A 20,486-nucleotide genomic window follows, 5' to 3' on the forward strand; every position below is an offset into this window, starting at 1 on the left:
TTAGCTAGCATCTGCCTCTTTTTAGATTAGCCAGTTACTCTGGTGGTTGAGAAATAAACAAGCTGATTCCATCAACGGAGTTGGCTTATTTCTCTTAACTGCTGGCTAGTGAAGGCCTTGGCCATTTCCGTTTCACTTCCTCTACTCCTTTCGGTCAATAGATAGGATGGGCAATACAATGTATAGTAGGACTTTAATATGAATGACCGATGATGCTTACAAAAGCGTTGAGGTGAGAGACGGATTGTGAAAGCGGAAAAAGGAGTGGGGAATACATAATGAAAAGAAAATGGATGGTTGTTATCGTTGTTTTGCTTGCGATTGGGCCTTGGATGGGATTGGGGCCGTTGCCTGTTCAGGCGGCACATGTCTTCAGCGGAGGAGGAAATGGCAGTCCAATCGATCCGTATATCATACGTACAGCAGAGGATTTGGATCATGTTCGAGATGACTTGAAGGCAAGTTATAAGCTCCAATCTGACATTGATTTAACCTCCTATGACAATTGGAATCCGATCGGCACCTCACTCGCTAATGCGTTTGAAGGTCAATTGGATGGAGCTGGTTATACGATTAGTGGAATGAAAATCGTCTCATCTGCTGATTACATTGGTCTGTTCGGTGCTATGCGCGAGCCTGCAACGATTAACAATGTGCGACTGGTGAATGTGAATATTACATCATCTAATACGTCCGCCCAAGTCGGCGGAATTGCTGGTGTAGCCTTTGCTTCGAGTACTCACCATATGTTAGACCGTGTTTCAGTAACCGGTGAGATACGTAATAATGGTTATTCAACTGGCGGGATAGTCGGACAAAGTTCATATATTACTCTAGTGAACAGCGATGCGCACGTTCGCATATATTCGGACGGCCCTAATGTAGGGGGATTAGTGGGGTATAACGGTAATAGTATTATCGAAAAGAGTTATGCAACAGGTGACGTGTCAAGCGACAGAAATGCTGGCGGGTTAGTTGGTTATTATAGTGGCAGTAGCAATATTCGTAACAGTTATGCAACGGGTCATGTGACGGGCGTTGGTAATGCGGCTATCGGCGGGTTAATAGGTGCAGGGAATTCTGGAACTGTTGAGAATAGTTATGCAACGGGGACTGTCACGCGTGACAACGGCTTAGCTGGTGGTTTGGTCGGAGATAACAACATCATCATTGGCAGCGGTATGTCCATCGCCAACTCTTATTGGAACTTGAGCGACAATCCCGGGCTCAATACGACAGGCAACCAATCGGGAACAGACGGAGCAATGAGTCTGGATGCAATGAAAGAATGGGTCACTTATATAGGGTGGGATTCCGCGATTTGGGGAATTCAAGAAGACATGAGCCACCCCTACTTGAAGTCTTTCTCTCCCGTGTTGAGGGTGGATCCGCTCTCATCAGCGACGTATTCCACGGAACTAGGGGATAACCAGTTCATGATCTCCGGTTATGTCCGGGATGGTAGCATTGGTGAGCCTCTGGAAGTTAGCTATACGATCAAGAATGCTTCGAATGGTACTGTAACTCAAGATGTATATGCAATTAACGCTACAAGTAGCAATCAGACCTTTAACTTTCCGGTCACGATCGACGAGAGCACCTACACACCGGGAACCTATACGATAAAAATAACAGCAAGCGATTCGGTTCCAGCGCATGAGCAGTTGCAATCCTTAACGTTTGAGGTAGAGGATAAGACACCTCCAGCGGCACCGATCATTACGATTCCGAGCAACGGACACATGACGAATAATGCGACGCCAACGGTTAGCGGCACGTCGGAAGCGGGAGCTACGGTCACGGCTGTACTGGACGGAACTGTTGCGGGAACGGCAACGGCAGGGAGTAACGGAAGCTGGGCGTGGGCGGTAGAATCGCCATTGCCAGAAGGCACGCATATGGTGAAGACGAGGGCAAGCGACGTAGCGGGCAATGTGGGCCCGGATTCAGCGATACATACGTTCACAGTGGATGTGACGCCGCCGATCATTACGTTGATTGGAAGTCCGTCCATGCAAATTAAGATAGGCAGTGCCTACACAGATCCTGGCGCAAAAGCGCAAGATGCGGTTGATGGTGATTTGACCTCGCAGATCAAGGTGACCGGAACGGTAAATGTGAATCGAGCGGGAAGCTATGTACTTACTTACAAATTGCAGGATAGCTCTGGAAATGCAGCCGCGTCCGTGCTTCGGACAGTAGATGTCGTAAGCTCCGGTGGAGGATCAGGAGGAGCAGCAGGAGCAGGAGCAGGAGGATCGGGATCATCCAGCGTAGAGCAATCTCCTAACGCAAATCTGGCTCAATTAACTCTTCGTGTTGGAGGTTCCACAGAGGAACTAACGCCTCAATTTGCTCCAGAGATTACGGAGTATACCATGGAGACATCTGGTGAACAACTGGTGCTTCACTGGGTTGCTGCTGATTCGAAGGCAGTCGTTAAGCTGCTGAGTAAGCCTGTAATTGATACGACAAGCATTCCTTTAGTCGTGGGAACTCAGACGATTAAGATTACCGTCCAAGCGGAAAATGGAACCCGTAAGGTCTACACCATTACGGTTACACGTCTTGACGATAACGAAAACACATCTGCGAGTCCCGAATGTGCTTTTACAGACATTCAGGCTCACTGGGCAAAGACGGATATTTGTGAAGCAGCGAGATTGCAGATCGTTGAAGGTGTGAATACAAATAGCTTTGCTCCTGATAGAACCGTAACACGGGCAGAGTTTGCCGTCATGTTGCTGCGAACACTCCAGATTCCAAGCGTGCAACAATCAGTTGCCAATCCCTTCAGTGATAAGGACAGTACACCCGAATGGGCGCAATTGGCCATTCACACGGGAGCAATCGAGGGAATTCTTAACGGATACCCGGATGGAACATTTCGCCCGCAGCAGGAGATCGATCGGGCAGAAATGGCAGTAATGCTTGCAAAAGCGCAGAAGTGGGAGACAGATATCGAGCCTGATCTAAACTTCTCTGATCGTGCAAGCATTCCAGCTTGGGCACGATCTTATGTGAAAGCTGCACACGAGAATGGGCTCCTGCAAGGTCGGGGAGACAACCAATTCGTACCGGATGGAATGACAACCAGAGCGGAAGCGGCCGTCGTAATGCTCAGACTCTGGAAGTCACTGTACTAATCTCAAGGGGAGATAGAACTTACTGCAATTTGTTGTCTTGTATTAGAGAGACCTATATAATGTGGAGAGAAACTCCTGTTATATAGGTTTTTTTATATTATTTTTCTAATTCATCCATAAAGGACCTCCCTCATGAATTCCACAATAGAGCTTGTTGTTATGATTGCTTCGGTAATGATGACCTGCATCATTCTTATCTCGGTATACGGGTTCAGAAAAGAGCGTGGTGTAAAGTATCTTCTCGGTGTCATTGTATGCCGAATTATTTACTCCATCGGTGTCATTCTGGAGAGAAGCAGCTATGAATTAGGAGACAAGCTGATTTTTCGCAATGTACATCAAACGGCTCTTAGTTTAATGGTGCCTTTCTTTTTATTGTTCACCCTCGAATTAATCGGCCGAGACAAGTTTCTTAGACCCCGCTGGAAGATTGGGCTTTTCATCATATTCGCACTCTGGTCACTGCTCATGTGGTTCAATTCAGAGTTACATATGATCTATCGATCAATAGAACTTCATGATGGTCATTTGGCCACAGTAAAAACGGGATATTCCATTATGTTCTCGATGATTTGTTATAGTATTGTAGCTATATCTTTTTATTTGTTATTTCAATATATTCGGAATATTCGTGGTGATTTGCGAAAACCGATCATGTGGGTTCTGTTTTTCGCCTCTTTTTCTGTTGTTTTTGAGATTATTAGATTCGTGCACCCTGCATGGTCCTCGTGGCTCCTTTCGTTTACGGTTTATTGCAGTTTTATAGGTATGATCATGCTCGTGATTGTGTTGCGATTCAAGTTTTTCTCTATCGTTCCATTTGCAAGGAATATGGTGCTTGATACACTACAGGAGAGTATTCTGATTGCGAATGCTTCGGGCAAGATCATCGACAACAACAAACAAGCCTCCGAGTGGTTCACGAAGCTGGGTCATCCCTCCATTTCTGGTCAGAATATTACGGATCTGCTTGCAAGATGGCCCAATTGGTACACGTTGTGCGAGTCTATGCAACCGGGCAATGTCGAGATTGAAGTTTGGTTGGATGGCGAAAGAAAAATGTACAGTATTAACGTATATCCGCTGCATACGCAGCGTAAGCAGAGACAAGGGGTTATCTCTCTGATTTTCGATATTACGGAGAAACAGCAGCATTTGGATCAAATTGCTCAACTCAGCCAATTGAAAGATCAACTGGTTACAATCGTATCACACGATATTCGTACTCCGCTGGCGGTGCAGTTTCAACTCGTTGAGTTGTTGGAAGAAGATAGAGAAAGCTTCAGGCCAGGTCATCGGGAAATCATTGAGCAGTTGGGGAACCAGACTCGCACTACACTGGGAATGACGAATAATTTATTAGAATGGTTCCGCAGTCAGAGAGAAGACATGGTGCTTCGTCCACAGTTATTGGAGTTAACTGAAGTTGTGGAGGAATGCTTTCATATGCTGCATATTCAAAGTGAGGTGAAACAGATTAGGGTGAATTGCAGTATTGCTTCAGGCACTCGTGTGTATGTAGATCGGGAAGCACTTGGATTAATCATTCGTAATCTGTTATCCAACGCTATTAAATTTACCGGGGTTGGTGGCTCCATCCATGTATCCGCTCATCTATCGGGAGATAAGGTAATTGTTTCTGTCCGCGATAATGGGATCGGTATGGAAGAGGAGTACGTTCGGCAATTATTCGGAGAAATGCGGCTGGGTTCATTGCCGGGCACCTTGGGCGAGAAAGGTACGGGACTTGGACTGATCGTGAGCCGACAATTCGCCCAGCGAAGCGGCGGAGTCTTGTGGGCGGATAGCAAATTAGGCGAAGGAAGTGTGTTTCACTTCACCATGAGAGGCGGAACAGGAGATGAAAGTTCTTATCGTGGACGATGAGTTCGCGATGCTGCTCGCTATGAAGCGAATGCTGTCGAATATGGAAGGCGTTAATCTTGTCGGAAGCTTCCGAGATGCGGCAGAGGCACTGGACTTTGTCCGGGTCAGCAACGTGGATCTAGCTATTTTGGACATCATGATCGCTGGGGACAATGGATTAGACTTGGCTCGCAGCTTGCGCTCAATTCGTGCTGAACTTGATATTGTGTTTACAACCTCCCACGCAGAATTTGCGCTGAATGCCTATGACGTTTATCCATTAGACTATATGGTCAAGCCAATTTCTAGAATTCGGCTGGCTCAGACGATCACAAGAGCAATGAATAAACGCAGTATTTCGTCGGATGACTCAACTGAGAAATGGACTAGTAACCATGCAGACAATGAAGACGAGTCTATATCCAATACATCATATGTGGTGGAAGCACCGGCGTTGGTCGCACTACTGACATCGCGCGAGAGAGAAGTGCTACAGGGCATTGCAGCCGGATCGACTAATGAAGAAATAGCCGAACAGCTACAGATCAGCTTGAGCACCGTCAAGGTTCATGTAAGACATATATTCTCGAAACTTGAGGTACATAATCGTGTTAGTGCGGTTGCCCGGGCTCATGACCTTGCCGTTATAGGTAGCGGGAGTAACCCTATCATACGCAGGGAGAAGTTTCCCAATGAAAAGAGTGATTCCGAATTATCATGAAGATAGCAAGCCGCCTAATGAACATTGGGCATCCGTTCATAAAAGAATAAGAGAATAGCGGCAGTTAGGACAAAGGTACTTTGTCTCAACTGCCGCTATTTGTCTACTTCGCATGATGTCGCCCTTTGGGCACCACCATTGGTGGAAACGGGGTCTTCAATGACCGTACATTCCAATCCGAAAATGTCTTTAACCTTTGGGGCGGTTATCACCTCTGTGGGCTTACCCTCAGCCACAAGTTTTCCGGTATGAAGCGCAAAGATATGATCTGCATACCGTGCTGACTAGTTTACTCGCCAGCGGTAATCAGGTGACCGATCTAAGTCCTCTTCAGAAATTAAAGTTGGAATGGGTCATTATGAATGATAATAAAATTCAGGATCTAACTCCTTTAAAGAACCATCCGACCTTGGAGTACCTTTATGTAGAAGATAACCTCATTGAGGATATTGCAGTGCTCGAAACCATCCCACATCTGACAGAGGTATATTTGGCTAACAATCCGTTGAATGAGCGTTCAGAGCAGGTTGTGAAAAACTTGGAGAAGAAAGGCGTTGTTGTAAGTATGGTGAGTGATGAAGCGAATCATTCAAAGTAGTTTTGATTAGACAAGATGTATATGTAAGAAAAATTTTAATTCCTCATTAATATTGAACATAACAAAGAAAGCCTCAGATAATTCTGACGGCTTTCTTTGATGTACACTGGAAAAGAACGCTATGAAACACCTTTACCTGCTCCGTTCCCGTACCAACATTATTCCACTTCGATCTCCTTCACCGTCTCTCCCTCAACCAGCACCGGCTGATAGTAGGTGTTCGTGGGCAGATCCTTTTTACCTTGCAGATTCTTGATCACCCAGTCTGCGGCGTCTCGGCCCATTTGCTCCTGCGGGTGAGTTAGCGTTGTTAGCCTTATGTTGGCGTTCTTGGCGATGTACGAATTGTCCTGTCCAATGATGGATAACTCATCCGGGATCGAGATGCCGAGTTGCCTACAGGCGTTCACGACCTCCAGTCCCACCTCATCGTTGTAACAGACGATCGCGGTGAGCGCATCCCTGTTTTCGTCCAGATACGTGGCTACATTGGAGGATAACTCCGGTTTCGATGCGGTATCAAAGGAAAGCACTTGATCAGGATGGAACCGTAATTTTGCTTCACCCAGCGCCTTGATGTACCCCTTCATCCGGTACTTGCCCTGCAAATCATCCATTTTGGCAATAATGCCGATCTGGGTATGGCCTTTGGCAATCAATTCACGTGTGGCGAGATAACTGGATTGCACGTCATCCAGACAGAAGAAAGGAACCTCCAGCTCTTCATAGAACGCGTTAATCATCGTAAATGGCACATCCTGCTCTTTGAACGAAAGGTAGTACGCAATATTGGGATTATACAGATTACTTTTGGTCGGTTCGACGATCAGGCCATCCACACCGTAGGAGAGCATCATTTCGAGTGCTTTTTTCTCCTGTGCCACATCATTATTGGTGCTGGCGAGCAGTAGCGAGTAGTTGTCCTCATTCAGACGACTCTCAATACCGCGGATAATGGAAGGAAAGATGTAATCCGAGATGTATGTTGTGATCACGCCAATGGTTTTCTTTGACGTATTGCCGCCTGATCGTGATCGATACTGATTGCTAACGTAAGTTCCTGAACCCTTTTCGCTTCGTAAAAACCCTTCGTTCGATAACTCCAAAATGGCTTTTCGCACCGTCTGGCGACTTACATTGTAGCTTTCCTGTAATGCCAACTCGGTTGGAATCTGTTCGCCTATGCTATATGCCCCCGAGAGGATATGACTCTTTATTTCATCAATGATGACCTGGTATTTTGGCTTCACGTAGTCCACTTCTTTCATCGTTACTCATCTATATCAACGTTGTTGTTCAAATAGTTGTACGTACATATTTTAGCATGATTCAGTTTGAATGCATATAAAACAGCATATTTTTCGAAATGAACCGTACATATCCAGCCTTTTAGCAATGAGGTGTACCTTACAACATAGCCATTTTATAGCCGCATGAGACCTTTGGATAGCCAAATAGAGCACAATATGTGTCCTTTGTAAGTATAACTATTATATATTATTGACAAATGTACGTACAAAAAATATACTAAGGCTGTCAGAAAAGGAAAGCGCATTCTTTGAAAACACAGATTTTTGAACAACCTCTTATACAAAATTCATGATTAGTTACTGCATAAGTAGAAGCTTCACCTTATATATGCATCCTTAGGGATGTGAAATCGCGACCGGAGAGGGGATACACGTGATTATGAGTCAATTGGACTTGAAAGAAGCCATTACCAAGGGCGCTACTTCGCTCGGAATTGAATTTGGATCAACGCGGATTAAGGCGGTGTTGATTGACGAGCGTTTTGAGACCATCGCGTCAGGCAGTTATGAATGGGAGAACCTCCTGAAAGATGGATATTGGACGTACAACCAGGAGGATATCATCACAGGTCTGCAAACGGCTTATCGTGAGATGAAGCAAGATGTGGAACAGAAATATGGAATTACGCTGCGAACGGTCGGTTCTATCGGATTCTCGGCCATGATGCACGGATATGTGGCATTGGATAGCGCGGGCGAACTGCTGGTACCTTTCCGCACCTGGCGTAACGCTACGACGGGAGCAGCTGCAAGGGAGCTAACGGAACTTCTGCAATTCAATATTCCAGAACGCTGGAGCATTGCTCACTTGTACCAAGCCATCTTAAACGAAGAGGTACACGTATCTCAGATCGATCATCTAACTACTTTGGCTGGGTACATCCATTGGTTGCTGACAGGCAATAAGGCGATTGGGATAGGCGATGCTTCAGGCATTTTCCCAATTGACGAGTCTACACATAATTACCACCCATCCATGATCCAACAGTTCGATGAACAGATCGCAAGCAAAGGTTATCCGTGGAAAGTTGAGGACCTTCTGCCTAAGGTATATCTCGCTGGTGAGAAAGCAGGTGAGCTAACGGAAGCGGGAGCCAAGTTGCTCGACCCTTCGCAAGATCTGCAAGCAGGCATTCCGCTCTGCCCGCCAGAAGGCGATGCCGGAACGGGTATGGTGGCAACGAATAGCGTGAGAAAACGTACGGGGAACATCTCCGTCGGCACATCCGTATTTGCGATGATCGTACTGGAGAAGGAATTATCCAAAGTGTATCCCGAGATCGATATGGTCACCACACCGGATGGTAGCCCAGTAGGGATGGTGCATGCCAACAACTGTTCCAGTGATATCAACGCTTGGGTGGGACTGTTCCGTGAATTCTCTCAAGCGATGGGATATGAAGTGGATAACGCCAAGTTGTTTAGCGTGTTGTTTAACAAGGCTTTGGAGGCAGACCCTGATGGTGGCGGCTTGCTCAGCTACGGATACTACTCCGGTGAGAACATTACGGGACTTGAGAAAGGCCGTCCATTGTTTGTCCGCTCCCCGGAAAGCAACTTCAATCTGGCAAACTTCATGCGGACACATCTGTTTAGCGCCTTCGGTGCACTTAAGCTGGGTATGGACATCCTGACGGAGGAAGAGAATGTAGCCATTGATAGCATTTTGGCTCACGGTGGCCTGTTCAAGACCCCTGTCGTCGGACAACGGATTGTAGCTGCTGCGATGAATGTACCGGTGTCGGTCATGTCTACCGCTGGTGAAGGCGGCGCATGGGGCATGGCACTTCTGGCTTCGTACATGATCAACAAGGATCAAGAGGAGAGCCTGGATGTGTTCCTGGAGCAGAAAGTCTTCAACGATGTTGAGGGAGTTGAAGTGGCGCCGGATGCATCGGATGTGAAAGGGTTTGAAGCATTTATCGAACGCTACCGGCATGGGCTCACAATTGAGCAGGCAGCTGTAGATCATCTGGTAGAGAACGGGAGGGAATAACATGTTAGAACAACTGAAAGAAGAGGTATTCCAGGCGAATCTGGAACTGCCCAAGCATGGACTTGTAAAATTCACTTGGGGTAACGTCAGCGCAATCGATCGGGAAAGCGGTCTGTTCGTAATTAAACCAAGTGGCGTTAGCTACGATGTGATGAAAGCAAGCGACATGGTTGTGGTTGATCTGGACGGTAACGTGGTGGAGGGTGAGATGAGACCTTCCTCGGACACTGCAACACATGCCGTACTATATAAGCATTACTCGGAGATTGGCGGTATTGTGCACACACACTCCACATGGGCGACCATCTGGGCGCAAGCCGGACTGGACGTACCTGTAATGGGAACCACTCATGCGGACACGTTCTATGGGGCGGTGCCTTGCGCACGTTTCCTGAACCAGGACGAGGTGGATCGCGGATACGAAGCGGAGACAGGACGCGTCATTATTGAAACGTTCGAACAGCGCGGAATTGATGTGATGGCCGTTCCGGCAGTACTGCTCCATGGTCACGCACCATTTACGTGGGGGAAAGATGCCAAGTCAGCGGTGGTGAACAGCGTTGTACTGGAGGAAGTATGCAAAATGAACCTGTACGCGCGGCAGTTGAACAACTTCGCGAAGGAACTACCACAAGGCATCCTGGATAAACACTATCTGCGCAAACACGGAAAAGACGCGTATTACGGACAGAAGTGATTAGTTTGTGTATCGATCGGATGACACTAATCCAATCGAATAGGTCTTGTGCTACTACTGCCAACGAAGTTGTATAAAACTTTTACTCGATAACGGAGAGGGCAGAACCAATCTGAAGAAGCGAAGCGCTCGCGTTTATCACAGGATGTTCCCTTTGCAAAAAGGGGAATCAAAAAAATCCGGGGATAACCAGCGATCGGAAGATGGTACTGCAATCGGAGTAGTAAGTGTAACCCATTTGTTCAACTATAAATTAATGAAATGAGGATGATTATATGTCAGCAGCAAAAGAGTTCTGGTTTGTGGTCGGTTCACAGCACTTGTACGGAGAAGAAGCACTGGGCGAAGTAAAAGCTAACGCACAGAAAATTACGGATGCCCTTAATGCCAGCGGCGTACTGCCGTACCCGCTTGTATTGCAGGATCTGGCGGTAACCGCAGATAAAATCACGAGCATCATGAAGGAAGTTAACTACCGCGACGAAGTAGCGGGTGTCATTACGTGGATGCATACCTTCTCCCCGGCAAAAATGTGGATCCGTGGTACAAAATTGCTGCAAAAACCTTTGCTGCACTTGGCGACTCAATTCAACGAAAGCATTCCGTGGGCAACCATCGATATGGACTTCATGAACTTGAACCAAGCGGCACATGGTGACCGCGAATATGGCTTCATTAATGCTCGTTTGAAAAAACAAAACAAAATCGTTGTTGGCTACTGGGAGCGCCCGGAAGTGCAACAACAGGTTGCAGACTGGATGGACGTAGCGGTTGCCTTTAACGAAGGCTTCAACCTCAAAGTCGCTCGCTTTGGTGATAACATGCGCAACGTTGGCGTGACCGAAGGCGATAAAGTAGAGGCACAAATCCAATTCGGATGGACGGTTGATTACTTCGGCATTGGCGACCTCGTGCAATACGTGAACGCCGTAACGGAGCAGGAAATCGACCATCTGATTGCTCAGTATAAAGACCTCTATGAATTTGATTATGGTACGAACAGCAAGGAAGCTTGGGAAGCCAGTGTACGTGTACAAGCGAGTTATGAGATTGCGATCAAACGTTTCCTGGACGAAGGTGGGTACAGTGCCTTTACGACAAACTTCGAAGATCTGCATGGCATGAAACAGCTTCCGGGTCTGGCAGTGCAACGCCTGATGGCGCAAGGGTACGGATTCGCCGGTGAGGGTGACTGGAAAACAGCCGCGCTGGATCGCTTGTTAAAAATCATGGCCCATAACGAGAACACGGGCTTCATGGAAGATTACACCTACGAGATGGCTGCTGGACAGGAAGCAATCCTGCAATCCCACATGCTTGAAGTAGACCCTACACTTGCGAGCACGAAACCGAGAATCATCGTGTCCCCACTGGGTATTGGCGATCGCGAAGATCCGGCACGTCTTGTGTTCGACGGCAAAGCAGGCGAGGGTGTCGTGGTATCCATGGCAGACTTCGGTACCCATTACAAACTGTTGATCAACGAAGTATCCGCATTTGAGCCAACCGTTCCAGCACCTAACCTGCCGGTAGCTCGTGTATTGTGGAGCGTGAAGCCGAACTTCCAGGATGGCGTTAGAGCATGGATCGAAAATGGTGGCGGTCACCATACGGTTGTATCCTTGAACCTGACGACAGATCAGATCGTGACATATGCGAAACTGGTGAATCTGGAGTACGTTATTATTAAGTAAACGTAGATTGGCAGCTACTGCCTGAACTCAACCAATTTTTTTCTCTGTGGCCGGGGGTTAACCCTCGGCCCTTTGTTTGTTATGCTGAGAAGCAAGATGTGAAGCTGAGCAAGGATTTGCTTTTCCATTGAAAAGGGATAAGAAATGAAGGAGGTAAGAAAAGGATATGTACACAAAAGAAAGCTTGATGCAGCAACTGGAGCAGCTTGGTTTGGATCGCCAAGGTACGTTGCTTATGCACTCTTCAATGAAGAGTTTGGGCGAGGTTGAAGGTGGAGCAGATACGGTGTTGGATGCCTTTAGCGATTATATGAAAGACGGATTGTTGGTGCTTCCCACCCATACGTGGTCTACCATCAATGCGGATAACCCAATGTTCCACGTGGAAAATTCTGTATGCTGCGTAGGGATTCTGCCTGAGCTTTTCCGTAAACGTCCGGGCGTGGTTCGTTCGTGGCACCCTACGCACTCGGTAGCGGCACTCGGGAGAGATGCAGAGGTATTTACGAAGGACGATCAACTCTTCGATACACCATGTGCGAGAGGTTCAGCATGGGGGAAACTGCTGGATCGGAAAGCGACGATCTTGTTAGTAGGCGTTGACTTGAAGCGGAACACATTTATCCATGGAGTCGAAGAGTGGGTGGACATTCCAGGCAGAATGACGGACGAGCATGAGATGTTATATACGATTTTACCGGATGGAAGCCAGATTTCAGTACCGTCCCGCAGACATAGTGGGTTGCCGTGGTCGGAGCATTTCTGGAAAGTAGACGATGTGCTGGTTCGCGAAGGTGCGATGCGTAAAGGACGGCTCGGTGATGCAGTCGTAAGAGTGTGTGATGCGGCTAAGACGTCAGAGGTAATTACGGAGTTGCTGAAGGATAATCCGGACTTGTTCTCGGACAACGAACCCTTTTATTCCCCTAAATATGAAGCTGATCTGGTCGGAATGAGTCATGAAGCATATCTCAGAAATGAGACACGTTATAAGCAACAATTGGAGCTGTTGATCGCCGAAGGCGAACGTTTACTTGATCATGAGCAAATCATAGCTAAAATACGGGAAGAGTAGATGTTCCTGATCAGAAGGTTAAGTACTACTGCCGGAGAGATGAACTCCGCGAATGATTTGGATCATTTGAATCAAACAGATTGCAGGCTGGCCGCTCCGTTGGATATGGGCGGTTTTTTTGTGGAACAGTCAGATTCCTTCACAAAAACGCAAAATAGATCAGGATTTCGATCAGAGGTTGGTCGGACTTCCAGTGTATGGGCTACTCACCCTTAGGGTGGTGTGATAAGATATGGTTAAATTAACCAATAAGTATGGCGTAGCAGTATTGTATAGGTGTTTATTGAAGTTTTATATAAGTATCCCATAGAATTATGAGCAATCACGTTGTCATTGTAGCATCTAAGAAGGAGAAGATTCGTGAACCCACTAGTATGGTATGATCTCTTTTTATTTGTCCTATTGTTCGGTGTAGGTTTATATGTGTTTGCTACGGTTAGAATTACGAACTTACATAAGGTGTACTTTTTGTTTCACGGGTTGATGATGCTCTGGCCTTTCTGTCAATTCGCCAGTACGCTCACGGATGATTCCGGCCTGCAGTTGTTCTATGTTACGTTGTCTTTCGTTGCGGTCTCTCTGCTTGGGAGCGGATGGCTTCTACTGACGATCTTCATTACCGGTTATGCGGAGCGGTTGAGTGCAAAAGGAACTTTCTTGCTATGTGTCCCTGCAGTGATCGGGGCTATAGGTGTGGTCGCCAATCCATGGAACGAGTTCGTCATTTCCCTGGAGGGCGGGTACATCGAGCGGGCTTACGGCCTTTGGTTCTGGGTTGTGATGACTATTCTGGTGAGCTATTTCTTGACTTCTCTCGTGGTTCTGTTCCGGGCGGTGTATTCTTCGCAGACGTCTGCCATGATCAAAAAACAGGTGCGGATCACCCTGTGGGGCATCTTGGTCTTGGCTGTCTTTGCAACAATTGATGCGATCCTGAATGTTGTTCTAGCCCGTTGGTTGCCGATCATTCCTGGCATGACTTCGCTGGGGATCTTTCTGTCGGACCTGTTCTTTGTCTATGTGATCAAAAGGTACAATGTGTTCGATCTGGTCTCGATTGCTCATGAGGATGTGATCAATACGATTCCTTACGGCATCCTGGTATTGGATCAGAATCAAACTATTATTGAAGTGAACAAAGCTTCCCGATCCTTTATGGATCTGCATGTGGGAGACTATTTTGATATGAAGGCGTTTCTGGGGTCTGTTCGTGTAGAGGGCAGTAGCCAGAAGTTTCTGGATCAGTATAAGCGAAAGAGAAATACCGTATCTCAAATTGAAGTCGTCATGGAGCGTGGCATCGAACGTCATTCCATCCTTCAGGCGTCTCCAATTGTTGGCCCTGCTCGGTTGACTATTGGCCATATCCTTACGTTTCAGGATGTCTCCCAGGAGCGCTTCTATGTGAAAGAAATGAATCGGCAGAATGAGGTGCTTCAGGAGCGCAATCAGGCGCTGGACCTGATCCGTCAGGAGTTATCCGAGGCCAATCGCAAACTGGAGGAACTTGCTCTGACGGACAGTTTGACCAACTGTTACAACCGTCGTTATCTGACCCAACACCTGAATCATGAGGTCATTACCAATATTCAATACAAAACACCATTCTCCCTCCTGCTGCTTGATATCGACTACTTCAAAGCGATCAATGATCGCTATGGGCATGTCATCGGGGACGAAGTGCTCGTCCGCACGGCGGAGGCGGTCAAACAATCCATTCGCAGTACCGATATCCTGACGCGCTATGGCGGGGAAGAGTTCATGATCTACCTTCCGCACACGGAGCATGACTTGGCGAACCAAATCGCAGAGCGCGTGAGGACCGCTGTGGAGTCCAACCGCATTATGGTGGATCACGAGATTACGCAGGTGTCGATTACGATTAGTATTGGAATTCTTTCCTTTGAGGATTTTGAAGTGGAGCATGTGCCGGAGAATCCGGAGGGGTATTTGACTCAGCTGTTCGCTGCGGTGGATAAGGCCTTGTATCAGGCGAAGCAGAATGGGCGGAACAGAGTGGAGTTTGCGGCGTTTGAGCGGGAAGTTGTTTGAAAAGGAGAATAAGAGAAGAGTGGAGATGTACTCCACTCTTTTTGGTGTTAGCACATGATTTTGTTGTAGATATATTCAATCGGAATTTTTATGTGATTTTTCGATAGCATTTAAAACTTCTTTGCTAATTTTGGTCAATGATACGATTTCAGCTGTACTTTTGCCGCTTATTAAAGTTATATGTTCATCCAAGGCTCTTTTGTACTCAGAGTCTTCTTTGAATTTAAAGATTTCTTCAGCAGTGACCTGCAATCCATTCATTATTTTCTCAAGAGTCTCCAAAGAAATGTTACGATCTCCCCGTTCAACTCCACCAATATAGCTGTAATGAAGACCTGCTGCTTCTGCTAGTTGTTCCTGAGTCCAACCTTTTGCCTTCCTTAACTCACGTATTCGATTTCCTACGTCCTCTGGTAAACTCATTTGATCACCTCCACTTAAGGTTAGAAGAGGTTATAGAATCCTTACAGACTAATATGTGCAAAGGAAATGATTATTAAACAGTACTTATGAGTACAATTTATATTGATCTTCTTTTGGTTTATCTATACAATTATAAGAAAATCGATAATTAAGGAGGATTATCTTTGCGGAAATCTATCCTAAAATCACTCAAACCGGACATCATTGTTGAAATGTTGGACATGGCTGTGGCTTTTGAAAATTGGAACAAGGTGATGGAGAGGGCGGACATGTTATATCAATGTGTGCAGTCGATCCATGAAGAGCGGCAGGAGTATCAGTCAAAGGGATTGCCTGCACCACATATACACATCGAGCGTCCCTTGGTCTACTATTACGGTTGCAGTCACTTAATGCGGGGGATAGCTCACCAGAAGATGGGACAGGTAGATCAGGCGCGGGCATGTATCGAACAGTATACAGATCTGGGATGGATGGAGGATCTGGATGAAGTAGGTATGCAGGTTGTGCAGGAGTTCAGGCATAAGGCACAGGTGAATCGGTATGTTCTTGAGATTGAAGCCGGGCAGGTGCAATTGCTAGAGGAGTATGTGAACTTTTTGCTTGAGCATCCGGAGGAATGGTTGGCAGGTCTGAAAGTCATTACGGAAGCAGCAGTGCGGCATAGATGGCAGATTGATCGAGTTTTACAGGTGTTTGAGGATCAGATGAAGGACAAGGGTGGAGAAATGAATTCTTCAAACAACCATGATATGTACCATTACTGTTATCAGCGAGCTTTTTATGAACAGTGGATGGGAAGACCGCAGGAGTCCGTGGAGTTCATTTTGCAGGCGATTCGGTTAGCGGATAAGCTAGGGATGGATCGGTATGTTATAAGGTGCACGGCATTGTTGGAATCATTGCGGGAAGAGGCGACAGGGGAACAGATCGGACGGTATCGGGTGATGTTGGAGGAGATGAGATAGAAGAACGAATAAAGCTAGTGTCTCATCTAACAACAATACTATATACATTATCGTCCTTTTTGGGTATTATTGGAATGCTTATCAAAATTCAATAATACCCAAAAAGGAGAGAAGACATGAAAGACAAAGTGAAAGGTTTAGTTATAGGTGTATTAATAGGTTCATTATTAACAGGAGCAACAGCTTTTGCAGGAACTAATACTAAGATTAGTGTAGTTATGGAGAACGTTAAGATGATGTTCAACGGAGTACATAAGAGCACAACCCAATCAATTGTGTATAACGGTAATTTGTACGTACCTGCCAAAACGGCAGCCCAAACCATGGGTGAATCTTTTACGTATGACGGAAAGAGCAAAACAGCCTCATTCGGTACTAAATCTGGAACATTTAAGTATTTAGATGAAGTTTCCTACGCTAGAATAGATGGTATTGTTAGTCGAGTTAGTTTTAAAAATTGGGAGAGTCCTGCTGGTTTAAAATTCACCATAGCTGGTCAAAAGTATTTACATGGAATTGGAGCAATTTTGGATCAATCATGGTCATCTGGAGATCACAAGGTTTCTGTAGATTATAATCTTAACGGTGGATATAAAAAGTTAACTACTGATATAGGAATTGATGATTATACACGAAATTCAGTTAATACCGGATCTATCGTAATTAAAGGTGATGGTGCAGAATTATTCAGAAAAGATGATATGAAGGGCGGGGATATACCAGAAAACATTACTGTCGATGTTACTGGAGTTTTAAAGCTTCAGATTATCTTTGAATCTGCTCGAGATAATACAGAACATATTGATGTCGTTCTAGGCGACGCTAAGCTTATTAAGTAACATTTGTCATAATAATACGAAGAGGCCTGCCTTTCGATCCGATAAGATCGTAGACAGGCCCTTGCTTTAATCCGGATCTATACTTAGTCACGATCAGGAAGAATCGGCTTTTTATTTTCTAAATTAAACCAGTTCTCAACATGATCACTTAAAGATGGTATATCACTGATAGCTTTTTCGCATATCTCGTTATATTTTTCGCCTAAAATCTCCTTTAGGTTATGATTTTTCTTATATTCATCTGTTAATCTTGCCTGATATGCTTTTAATGGTTCCAAACTGTAATTTTGGTTTCGAGTCTCAAGACCAAGATACAACTTCCATTGTAACTCTCCCTGAAAAGCATCTATACAATCTGTTAATTCATTATACAAATCCCCTGCATTATGAAATCTGAAGTGAAATCCAGGGACTCTATTATAGATATCCTCTTCGGCGTACATATTGTATCTTACCCATTCGTAAGTAGATAGTTTGGATAAAGTGTATGCTACTAAATTAGACGGATCAACATCTTTTTTATCCATAGTGTAAATGTTCATTACGTAACTCTCTCCTCATTCATCGAGACTCTTAATTGAAACCTTTAGGTTACCATCATTTTGTGTTCCTATATTTTTTAAATAAACATCTTTAGGTATAGGATTATCACTATATCTGGGATCATAAATATATTTTCCATCAGAATATACGGTATGGTAGTCAAACATTTCCTTCACTCCATATTCGTAGACTTCTATACTTCCGTACTTCTCTGAAGAACGTAGTGTGATTATCTCTCCTTTGCCATTGGCTGCATTGGCTAGGTCTTCCGCTATCTCTGAGCAGTCATAGTTAAGGTCATCTCGGTACTTTGCAGACTTATCCAACATTTCTTGGTGTACAGCAGGAGTTCCTGTATAAGAGGATGAATTATCATTGGATGACTCACGCTCAAGTTCTTTATTTCTATTATCTCCCCCACCAGAATCCGTATGGGGCGAGTGATGCTGTTTGCCATCAATGGACTTGATCCCGACTTTTCTACCGAAGATTCCGAGGAGCATAGAAGTTGTGATATTTGCAGCGTACTCTGCTCCGCCTTCTTGCTTCATTTTATCGAACTCGGCTGAAATCTGCTTCTCTGCCTGTTCTCGGGTATCTCCGTTATCCCACACATAGTTCCAACTAAAGGCGATTCCGTTCCCTACGTCTTTAATTGTACCAATGGTATTATCATATAAAAAGTTACCCGCGGTATCCACCGGATGTTCAATAAGGTCTTTACCTAGTTGCAGGGCAGAGTCACCAATAGCTAATATGTTTTCTCCGGCCTGATTGAAGAAGGCATCCACATGTTCCTCAACGCTACGTTTAGGAGGGGGATCGTTAGGGCCGCAAACAAGATCATTGGTACGAGGTGTGCCCGGATTGGCCTGATACTGTAGTAACGCAGAGATGTTAACCATAGTAGAATCGGTATCGACAAAACGTTCCCGAATCTGTTCCAAACGAAGAGATATTGTATGCAGCAACTCCAGTGTGGTATTCAGGTTTTTCTCTGCATAACGGTATAAGTGGGCAAAGCGTTCGGCTGTCTCGCCTTCAAAACCGTCGAGTAGGGGAATAAGTTGACTGTTTAATCTAGCCAGAGTTTGTTGCAAGTGCCCGTGTCCTACCTTAAACACGCCAATCGTGTGTGTCATTTGATCCACAGGGATCTGTATCTTTGTCATCGTCTCAATCCTCAGTTCTTGATCTATACTATATTTTAATCCATGTTAGATGCTGTTTGTGAGGACCTATAGTTCTATTTGTTTGTACCCATTCTCCTGAAATTCTCAAACGGATAAAATTAGTGATTTAATAGATTAGGGGTGTTCAAATATGTTCACTATTTCATTTAAAGCAATTGATAACTTTGATGAAATTAAACAAATGTCTGCAAAGCAGTTTGATCTAACGAAACAAGATATCGAGGGAATTATTGAATTGGACTTTAACGGAAGTAAGTACGGTATGTTCTTTGATGATTGTCCATTTGGTAATGAAAGACTTATTAGATGGTTTGTGGACTTACTGACTATAGTCCAGAAGATCAGAATACATCAATATGTTGCTTATCGAATTCCTGATAGCGCTAATTTGTGGCTGGAGTTTAAACAGCAGGGAGTGGAACTAAAAGTTAGTTTAGTAGAAGATATTGATCGGAAAGTTATTCTGGACTTATTTATTACTGAACCACTTGAGGAATTTAGATACTCAAATTGGAAGAGTATTAATGTAAGTTCGGCTTCCTTTACTGATGAAATTATGAAAAATGCGCATCAGTTTCTGGATTTTGTTACTGAATTGAATCCTGACATACTGCAGAGTACAAGTATTCAAATACTTCAGGAAAAGCTAACCGATGTAAAGCGATTGACCTCATAGAGAACCTACTTTGCTGAAGGATAATTTCAAATCGAACTGTTCGGCATGAATACAGGCCACATTAACACTCTTATTCTATGGCATCATAAAGTTCCGACATTCGGTCAGCCAATTCCAACTGTGGATGCATTCGCTGATGATTCATATCGGTAGGTGTCATGTACAGCACTTCTTTTCCCTGCTCAAACATTGTGACATGGAACAATACCCCTGTAGCATCTTCTTGGTCCGGATCAAGTACGATTTCTAAATCGCGTACCTTTTCAATCCATTCCTGAATCAGCACTTGATCTGTAGTTGTTTTTTTAGTACCATCACCACCACTCATCATTTCAATAGAATCAACCTGTGTAATATCGCCAGGAGAGAAGGTGTGTAGCTCCTTCGGTATTTTACTTACTCTGACTTGATTGGGCTCAATAGAACTTTGGCAGCCGCTAAGAATCAGGACCATAACTGTAGCAAACATTAAGGCGATAAGTGAATATCTTCTCATCGTACTCCCCCTCTTTAGTCCCTAAACGAATTTTGTATTTGAAATGTTCCGTATAAACTCTATTTTGTTTAATCCTTAAAGTACATCTAGGTTACTGGTCACATTTGCTGGAAGACTACGAAACTGGGTTATAACCCCAGTTAATCTTGCATGGTTCTACATGTAAACAATCCCGGATCGCAAAGGGAATGCC

At 45.1% G+C, this 20,486-nt stretch carries 16 protein-coding genes and 2 pseudogenes; 12 read left to right on the forward strand and 6 right to left on the reverse strand.

The genetic code is table 11. From position 1 onward, the window contains the following. Positions 1 to 278: 278 nt before the first annotated feature. The 3 genes from J2X75_RS18355 (at position 279) to J2X75_RS18365 (ending at position 5,733) form a co-directional block, all read left to right on the forward strand. Entirely contained in the window at positions 279 to 3,146 is a 2,868-nt protein-coding gene (locus J2X75_RS18355) for an S-layer homology domain-containing protein (protein ID WP_310338729.1), read from the forward strand. Positions 3,147 to 3,278: 132 nt separating this feature from the next. Beyond that, the gene (locus J2X75_RS18360) at positions 3,279 to 5,033 is read left to right on the forward strand and encodes a sensor histidine kinase (RefSeq protein WP_310338732.1); all 1,755 of its coding nucleotides are present in this window, start codon (positions 3,279 to 3,281) and stop codon (positions 5,031 to 5,033) included. After that, positions 5,008 to 5,733, forward strand: coding sequence for a LuxR C-terminal-related transcriptional regulator (locus tag J2X75_RS18365; RefSeq protein WP_310338734.1), 726 nt, complete (start codon positions 5,008 to 5,010; stop codon positions 5,731 to 5,733). Before J2X75_RS18360 ends, J2X75_RS18365 begins: the two co-directional genes overlap by 26 nt. A 103-nt stretch (positions 5,734 to 5,836) precedes the next feature. On the opposite strand, the pseudogene J2X75_RS18370 reads toward J2X75_RS18365, so the two are convergent. Further along, positions 5,837 to 6,017, reverse strand: a pseudogene (locus J2X75_RS18370) (ABC transporter ATP-binding protein); the annotation flags it as partial. On the opposite strand from J2X75_RS18370, the gene J2X75_RS18375 reads away from it, so the two are divergent. Next, positions 6,011 to 6,331: a leucine-rich repeat domain-containing protein gene (locus tag J2X75_RS18375; RefSeq protein WP_310339495.1), complete on the forward strand. Its 321-nt coding sequence runs from the start codon at positions 6,011 to 6,013 to the stop codon at positions 6,329 to 6,331. The pseudogene J2X75_RS18370 and the gene J2X75_RS18375 sit on opposite strands and share 7 nt — an antisense overlap. 158 nt (positions 6,332 to 6,489) lie before the next feature. Here J2X75_RS18375 and J2X75_RS18380 read toward each other — a convergent pair whose 3' ends face one another. Further along, positions 6,490 to 7,581, reverse strand: a complete 1,092-nt coding sequence (locus tag J2X75_RS18380) for a GntR family transcriptional regulator (RefSeq protein ID WP_310339464.1) — start codon at positions 7,579 to 7,581, stop codon at positions 6,490 to 6,492. A gap of 439 nt (positions 7,582 to 8,020) precedes the next feature. Here J2X75_RS18380 and J2X75_RS18385 point away from each other — a divergent pair, with 439 nt between their 5' ends. From J2X75_RS18385 to J2X75_RS18405, 5 genes and pseudogenes are all read left to right on the forward strand, one after another. Further along, positions 8,021 to 9,637, forward strand: a complete 1,617-nt coding sequence (locus J2X75_RS18385; RefSeq protein ID WP_310338738.1) for a xylulokinase — start codon at positions 8,021 to 8,023, stop codon at positions 9,635 to 9,637. A gap of 1 nt (position 9,638) precedes the next feature. After that, the gene (locus J2X75_RS18390) at positions 9,639 to 10,334 is read left to right on the forward strand and encodes an L-ribulose-5-phosphate 4-epimerase (protein ID WP_047840995.1); all 696 of its coding nucleotides are present in this window, start codon (positions 9,639 to 9,641) and stop codon (positions 10,332 to 10,334) included. Positions 10,335 to 10,609: 275 nt separating this feature from the next. Then, positions 10,610 to 12,028: an L-arabinose isomerase gene (araA, locus tag J2X75_RS18395; RefSeq protein WP_310338743.1), complete on the forward strand. Its 1,419-nt coding sequence runs from the start codon at positions 10,610 to 10,612 to the stop codon at positions 12,026 to 12,028. A gap of 166 nt (positions 12,029 to 12,194) precedes the next feature. Continuing rightward, positions 12,195 to 12,944, forward strand: a pseudogene (locus J2X75_RS18400) (AAC(3) family N-acetyltransferase); the annotation flags it as partial. 519 nt (positions 12,945 to 13,463) lie between these two features. Next, positions 13,464 to 15,155: a histidine kinase N-terminal 7TM domain-containing diguanylate cyclase gene (locus tag J2X75_RS18405; RefSeq protein WP_310338746.1), complete on the forward strand. Its 1,692-nt coding sequence runs from the start codon at positions 13,464 to 13,466 to the stop codon at positions 15,153 to 15,155. Between the two features lie 75 nt (positions 15,156 to 15,230). Here J2X75_RS18405 and J2X75_RS18410 read toward each other — a convergent pair whose 3' ends face one another. Continuing rightward, positions 15,231 to 15,578 carry a helix-turn-helix domain-containing protein gene (locus J2X75_RS18410; protein ID WP_310338750.1) on the reverse strand — a complete coding sequence of 116 codons (348 nt, stop codon included), beginning with the start codon at positions 15,576 to 15,578 and terminating at the stop codon, positions 15,231 to 15,233. Positions 15,579 to 15,742: 164 nt separating this feature from the next. On the opposite strand from J2X75_RS18410, the gene J2X75_RS18415 reads away from it, so the two are divergent. Both J2X75_RS18415 and J2X75_RS18420 read left to right on the forward strand, forming a co-directional pair. Next, a complete protein-coding gene (locus J2X75_RS18415) occupies positions 15,743 to 16,546 on the forward strand; it encodes a DNA-binding protein (RefSeq protein WP_310338753.1) in 804 nt (267 codons plus the stop codon). A gap of 116 nt (positions 16,547 to 16,662) precedes the next feature. Continuing rightward, a complete protein-coding gene (locus tag J2X75_RS18420) occupies positions 16,663 to 17,385 on the forward strand; it encodes an NPCBM/NEW2 domain-containing protein (RefSeq protein ID WP_310338756.1) in 723 nt (240 codons plus the stop codon). 83 nt (positions 17,386 to 17,468) lie between these two features. On the opposite strand, the gene J2X75_RS18425 is transcribed toward J2X75_RS18420, so the two are convergent. Next, positions 17,469 to 17,927 (reverse strand): hypothetical protein, encoded by a 459-nt coding sequence (locus J2X75_RS18425; RefSeq protein ID WP_310338760.1) that lies wholly within the window; start codon positions 17,925 to 17,927, stop codon positions 17,469 to 17,471. A 15-nt stretch (positions 17,928 to 17,942) separates the two neighbouring features. Continuing rightward, positions 17,943 to 19,100 carry a WXG100 family type VII secretion target gene (locus tag J2X75_RS18430; RefSeq protein ID WP_310338762.1) on the reverse strand — a complete coding sequence of 386 codons (1,158 nt, stop codon included), beginning with the start codon at positions 19,098 to 19,100 and terminating at the stop codon, positions 17,943 to 17,945. A gap of 151 nt (positions 19,101 to 19,251) precedes the next feature. On the opposite strand from J2X75_RS18430, the gene J2X75_RS18435 reads away from it, so the two are divergent. Then, entirely contained in the window at positions 19,252 to 19,797 is a 546-nt protein-coding gene (locus J2X75_RS18435) for a hypothetical protein (RefSeq protein ID WP_310338765.1), read from the forward strand. Between the two features lie 70 nt (positions 19,798 to 19,867). Here the strand turns inward: J2X75_RS18435 and J2X75_RS18440 are convergent, their stop codons facing one another. After that, positions 19,868 to 20,293: a hypothetical protein gene (locus tag J2X75_RS18440; RefSeq protein WP_310338768.1), complete on the reverse strand. Its 426-nt coding sequence runs from the start codon at positions 20,291 to 20,293 to the stop codon at positions 19,868 to 19,870. Positions 20,294 to 20,486: the final 193 nt, after the last annotated feature.

The organism is Paenibacillus sp. 2003, assembly GCF_031455635.1.
GTDB lineage: Bacteria > Bacillota > Bacilli > Paenibacillales > Paenibacillaceae > Paenibacillus > Paenibacillus amylolyticus_B.

Bases quoted from the DNA above. Each gene is read 5' to 3' on its own strand.
- araA (WP_310338743.1), top strand. From the start codon at position 10,610: ATGTCAGCAGCAAAAGAGTTCTGGTTTGTGGTCGGTTCACAGCACTTG.
- J2X75_RS18435 (WP_310338765.1), top strand. From the start codon at position 19,252: ATGTTCACTATTTCATTTAAAGCAATTGATAACTTTGATGAAATTAAA.
- J2X75_RS18440 (WP_310338768.1), bottom strand. From the start codon at position 20,293: ATGAGAAGATATTCACTTATCGCCTTAATGTTTGCTACAGTTATGGTC.
- J2X75_RS18430 (WP_310338762.1), bottom strand. From the start codon at position 19,100: ATGACAAAGATACAGATCCCTGTGGATCAAATGACACACACGATTGGC.
- J2X75_RS18360 (WP_310338732.1), top strand. From the start codon at position 3,279: ATGAATTCCACAATAGAGCTTGTTGTTATGATTGCTTCGGTAATGATG.
- J2X75_RS18425 (WP_310338760.1), bottom strand. From the start codon at position 17,927: ATGAACATTTACACTATGGATAAAAAAGATGTTGATCCGTCTAATTTA.
- J2X75_RS18390 (WP_047840995.1), top strand. From the start codon at position 9,639: ATGTTAGAACAACTGAAAGAAGAGGTATTCCAGGCGAATCTGGAACTG.
- J2X75_RS18410 (WP_310338750.1), bottom strand. From the start codon at position 15,578: ATGAGTTTACCAGAGGACGTAGGAAATCGAATACGTGAGTTAAGGAAG.
- J2X75_RS18355 (WP_310338729.1), top strand. From the start codon at position 279: ATGAAAAGAAAATGGATGGTTGTTATCGTTGTTTTGCTTGCGATTGGG.
- J2X75_RS18420 (WP_310338756.1), top strand. From the start codon at position 16,663: ATGAAAGACAAAGTGAAAGGTTTAGTTATAGGTGTATTAATAGGTTCA.
- J2X75_RS18365 (WP_310338734.1), top strand. From the start codon at position 5,008: ATGAAAGTTCTTATCGTGGACGATGAGTTCGCGATGCTGCTCGCTATG.
- J2X75_RS18385 (WP_310338738.1), top strand. From the start codon at position 8,021: ATGAGTCAATTGGACTTGAAAGAAGCCATTACCAAGGGCGCTACTTCG.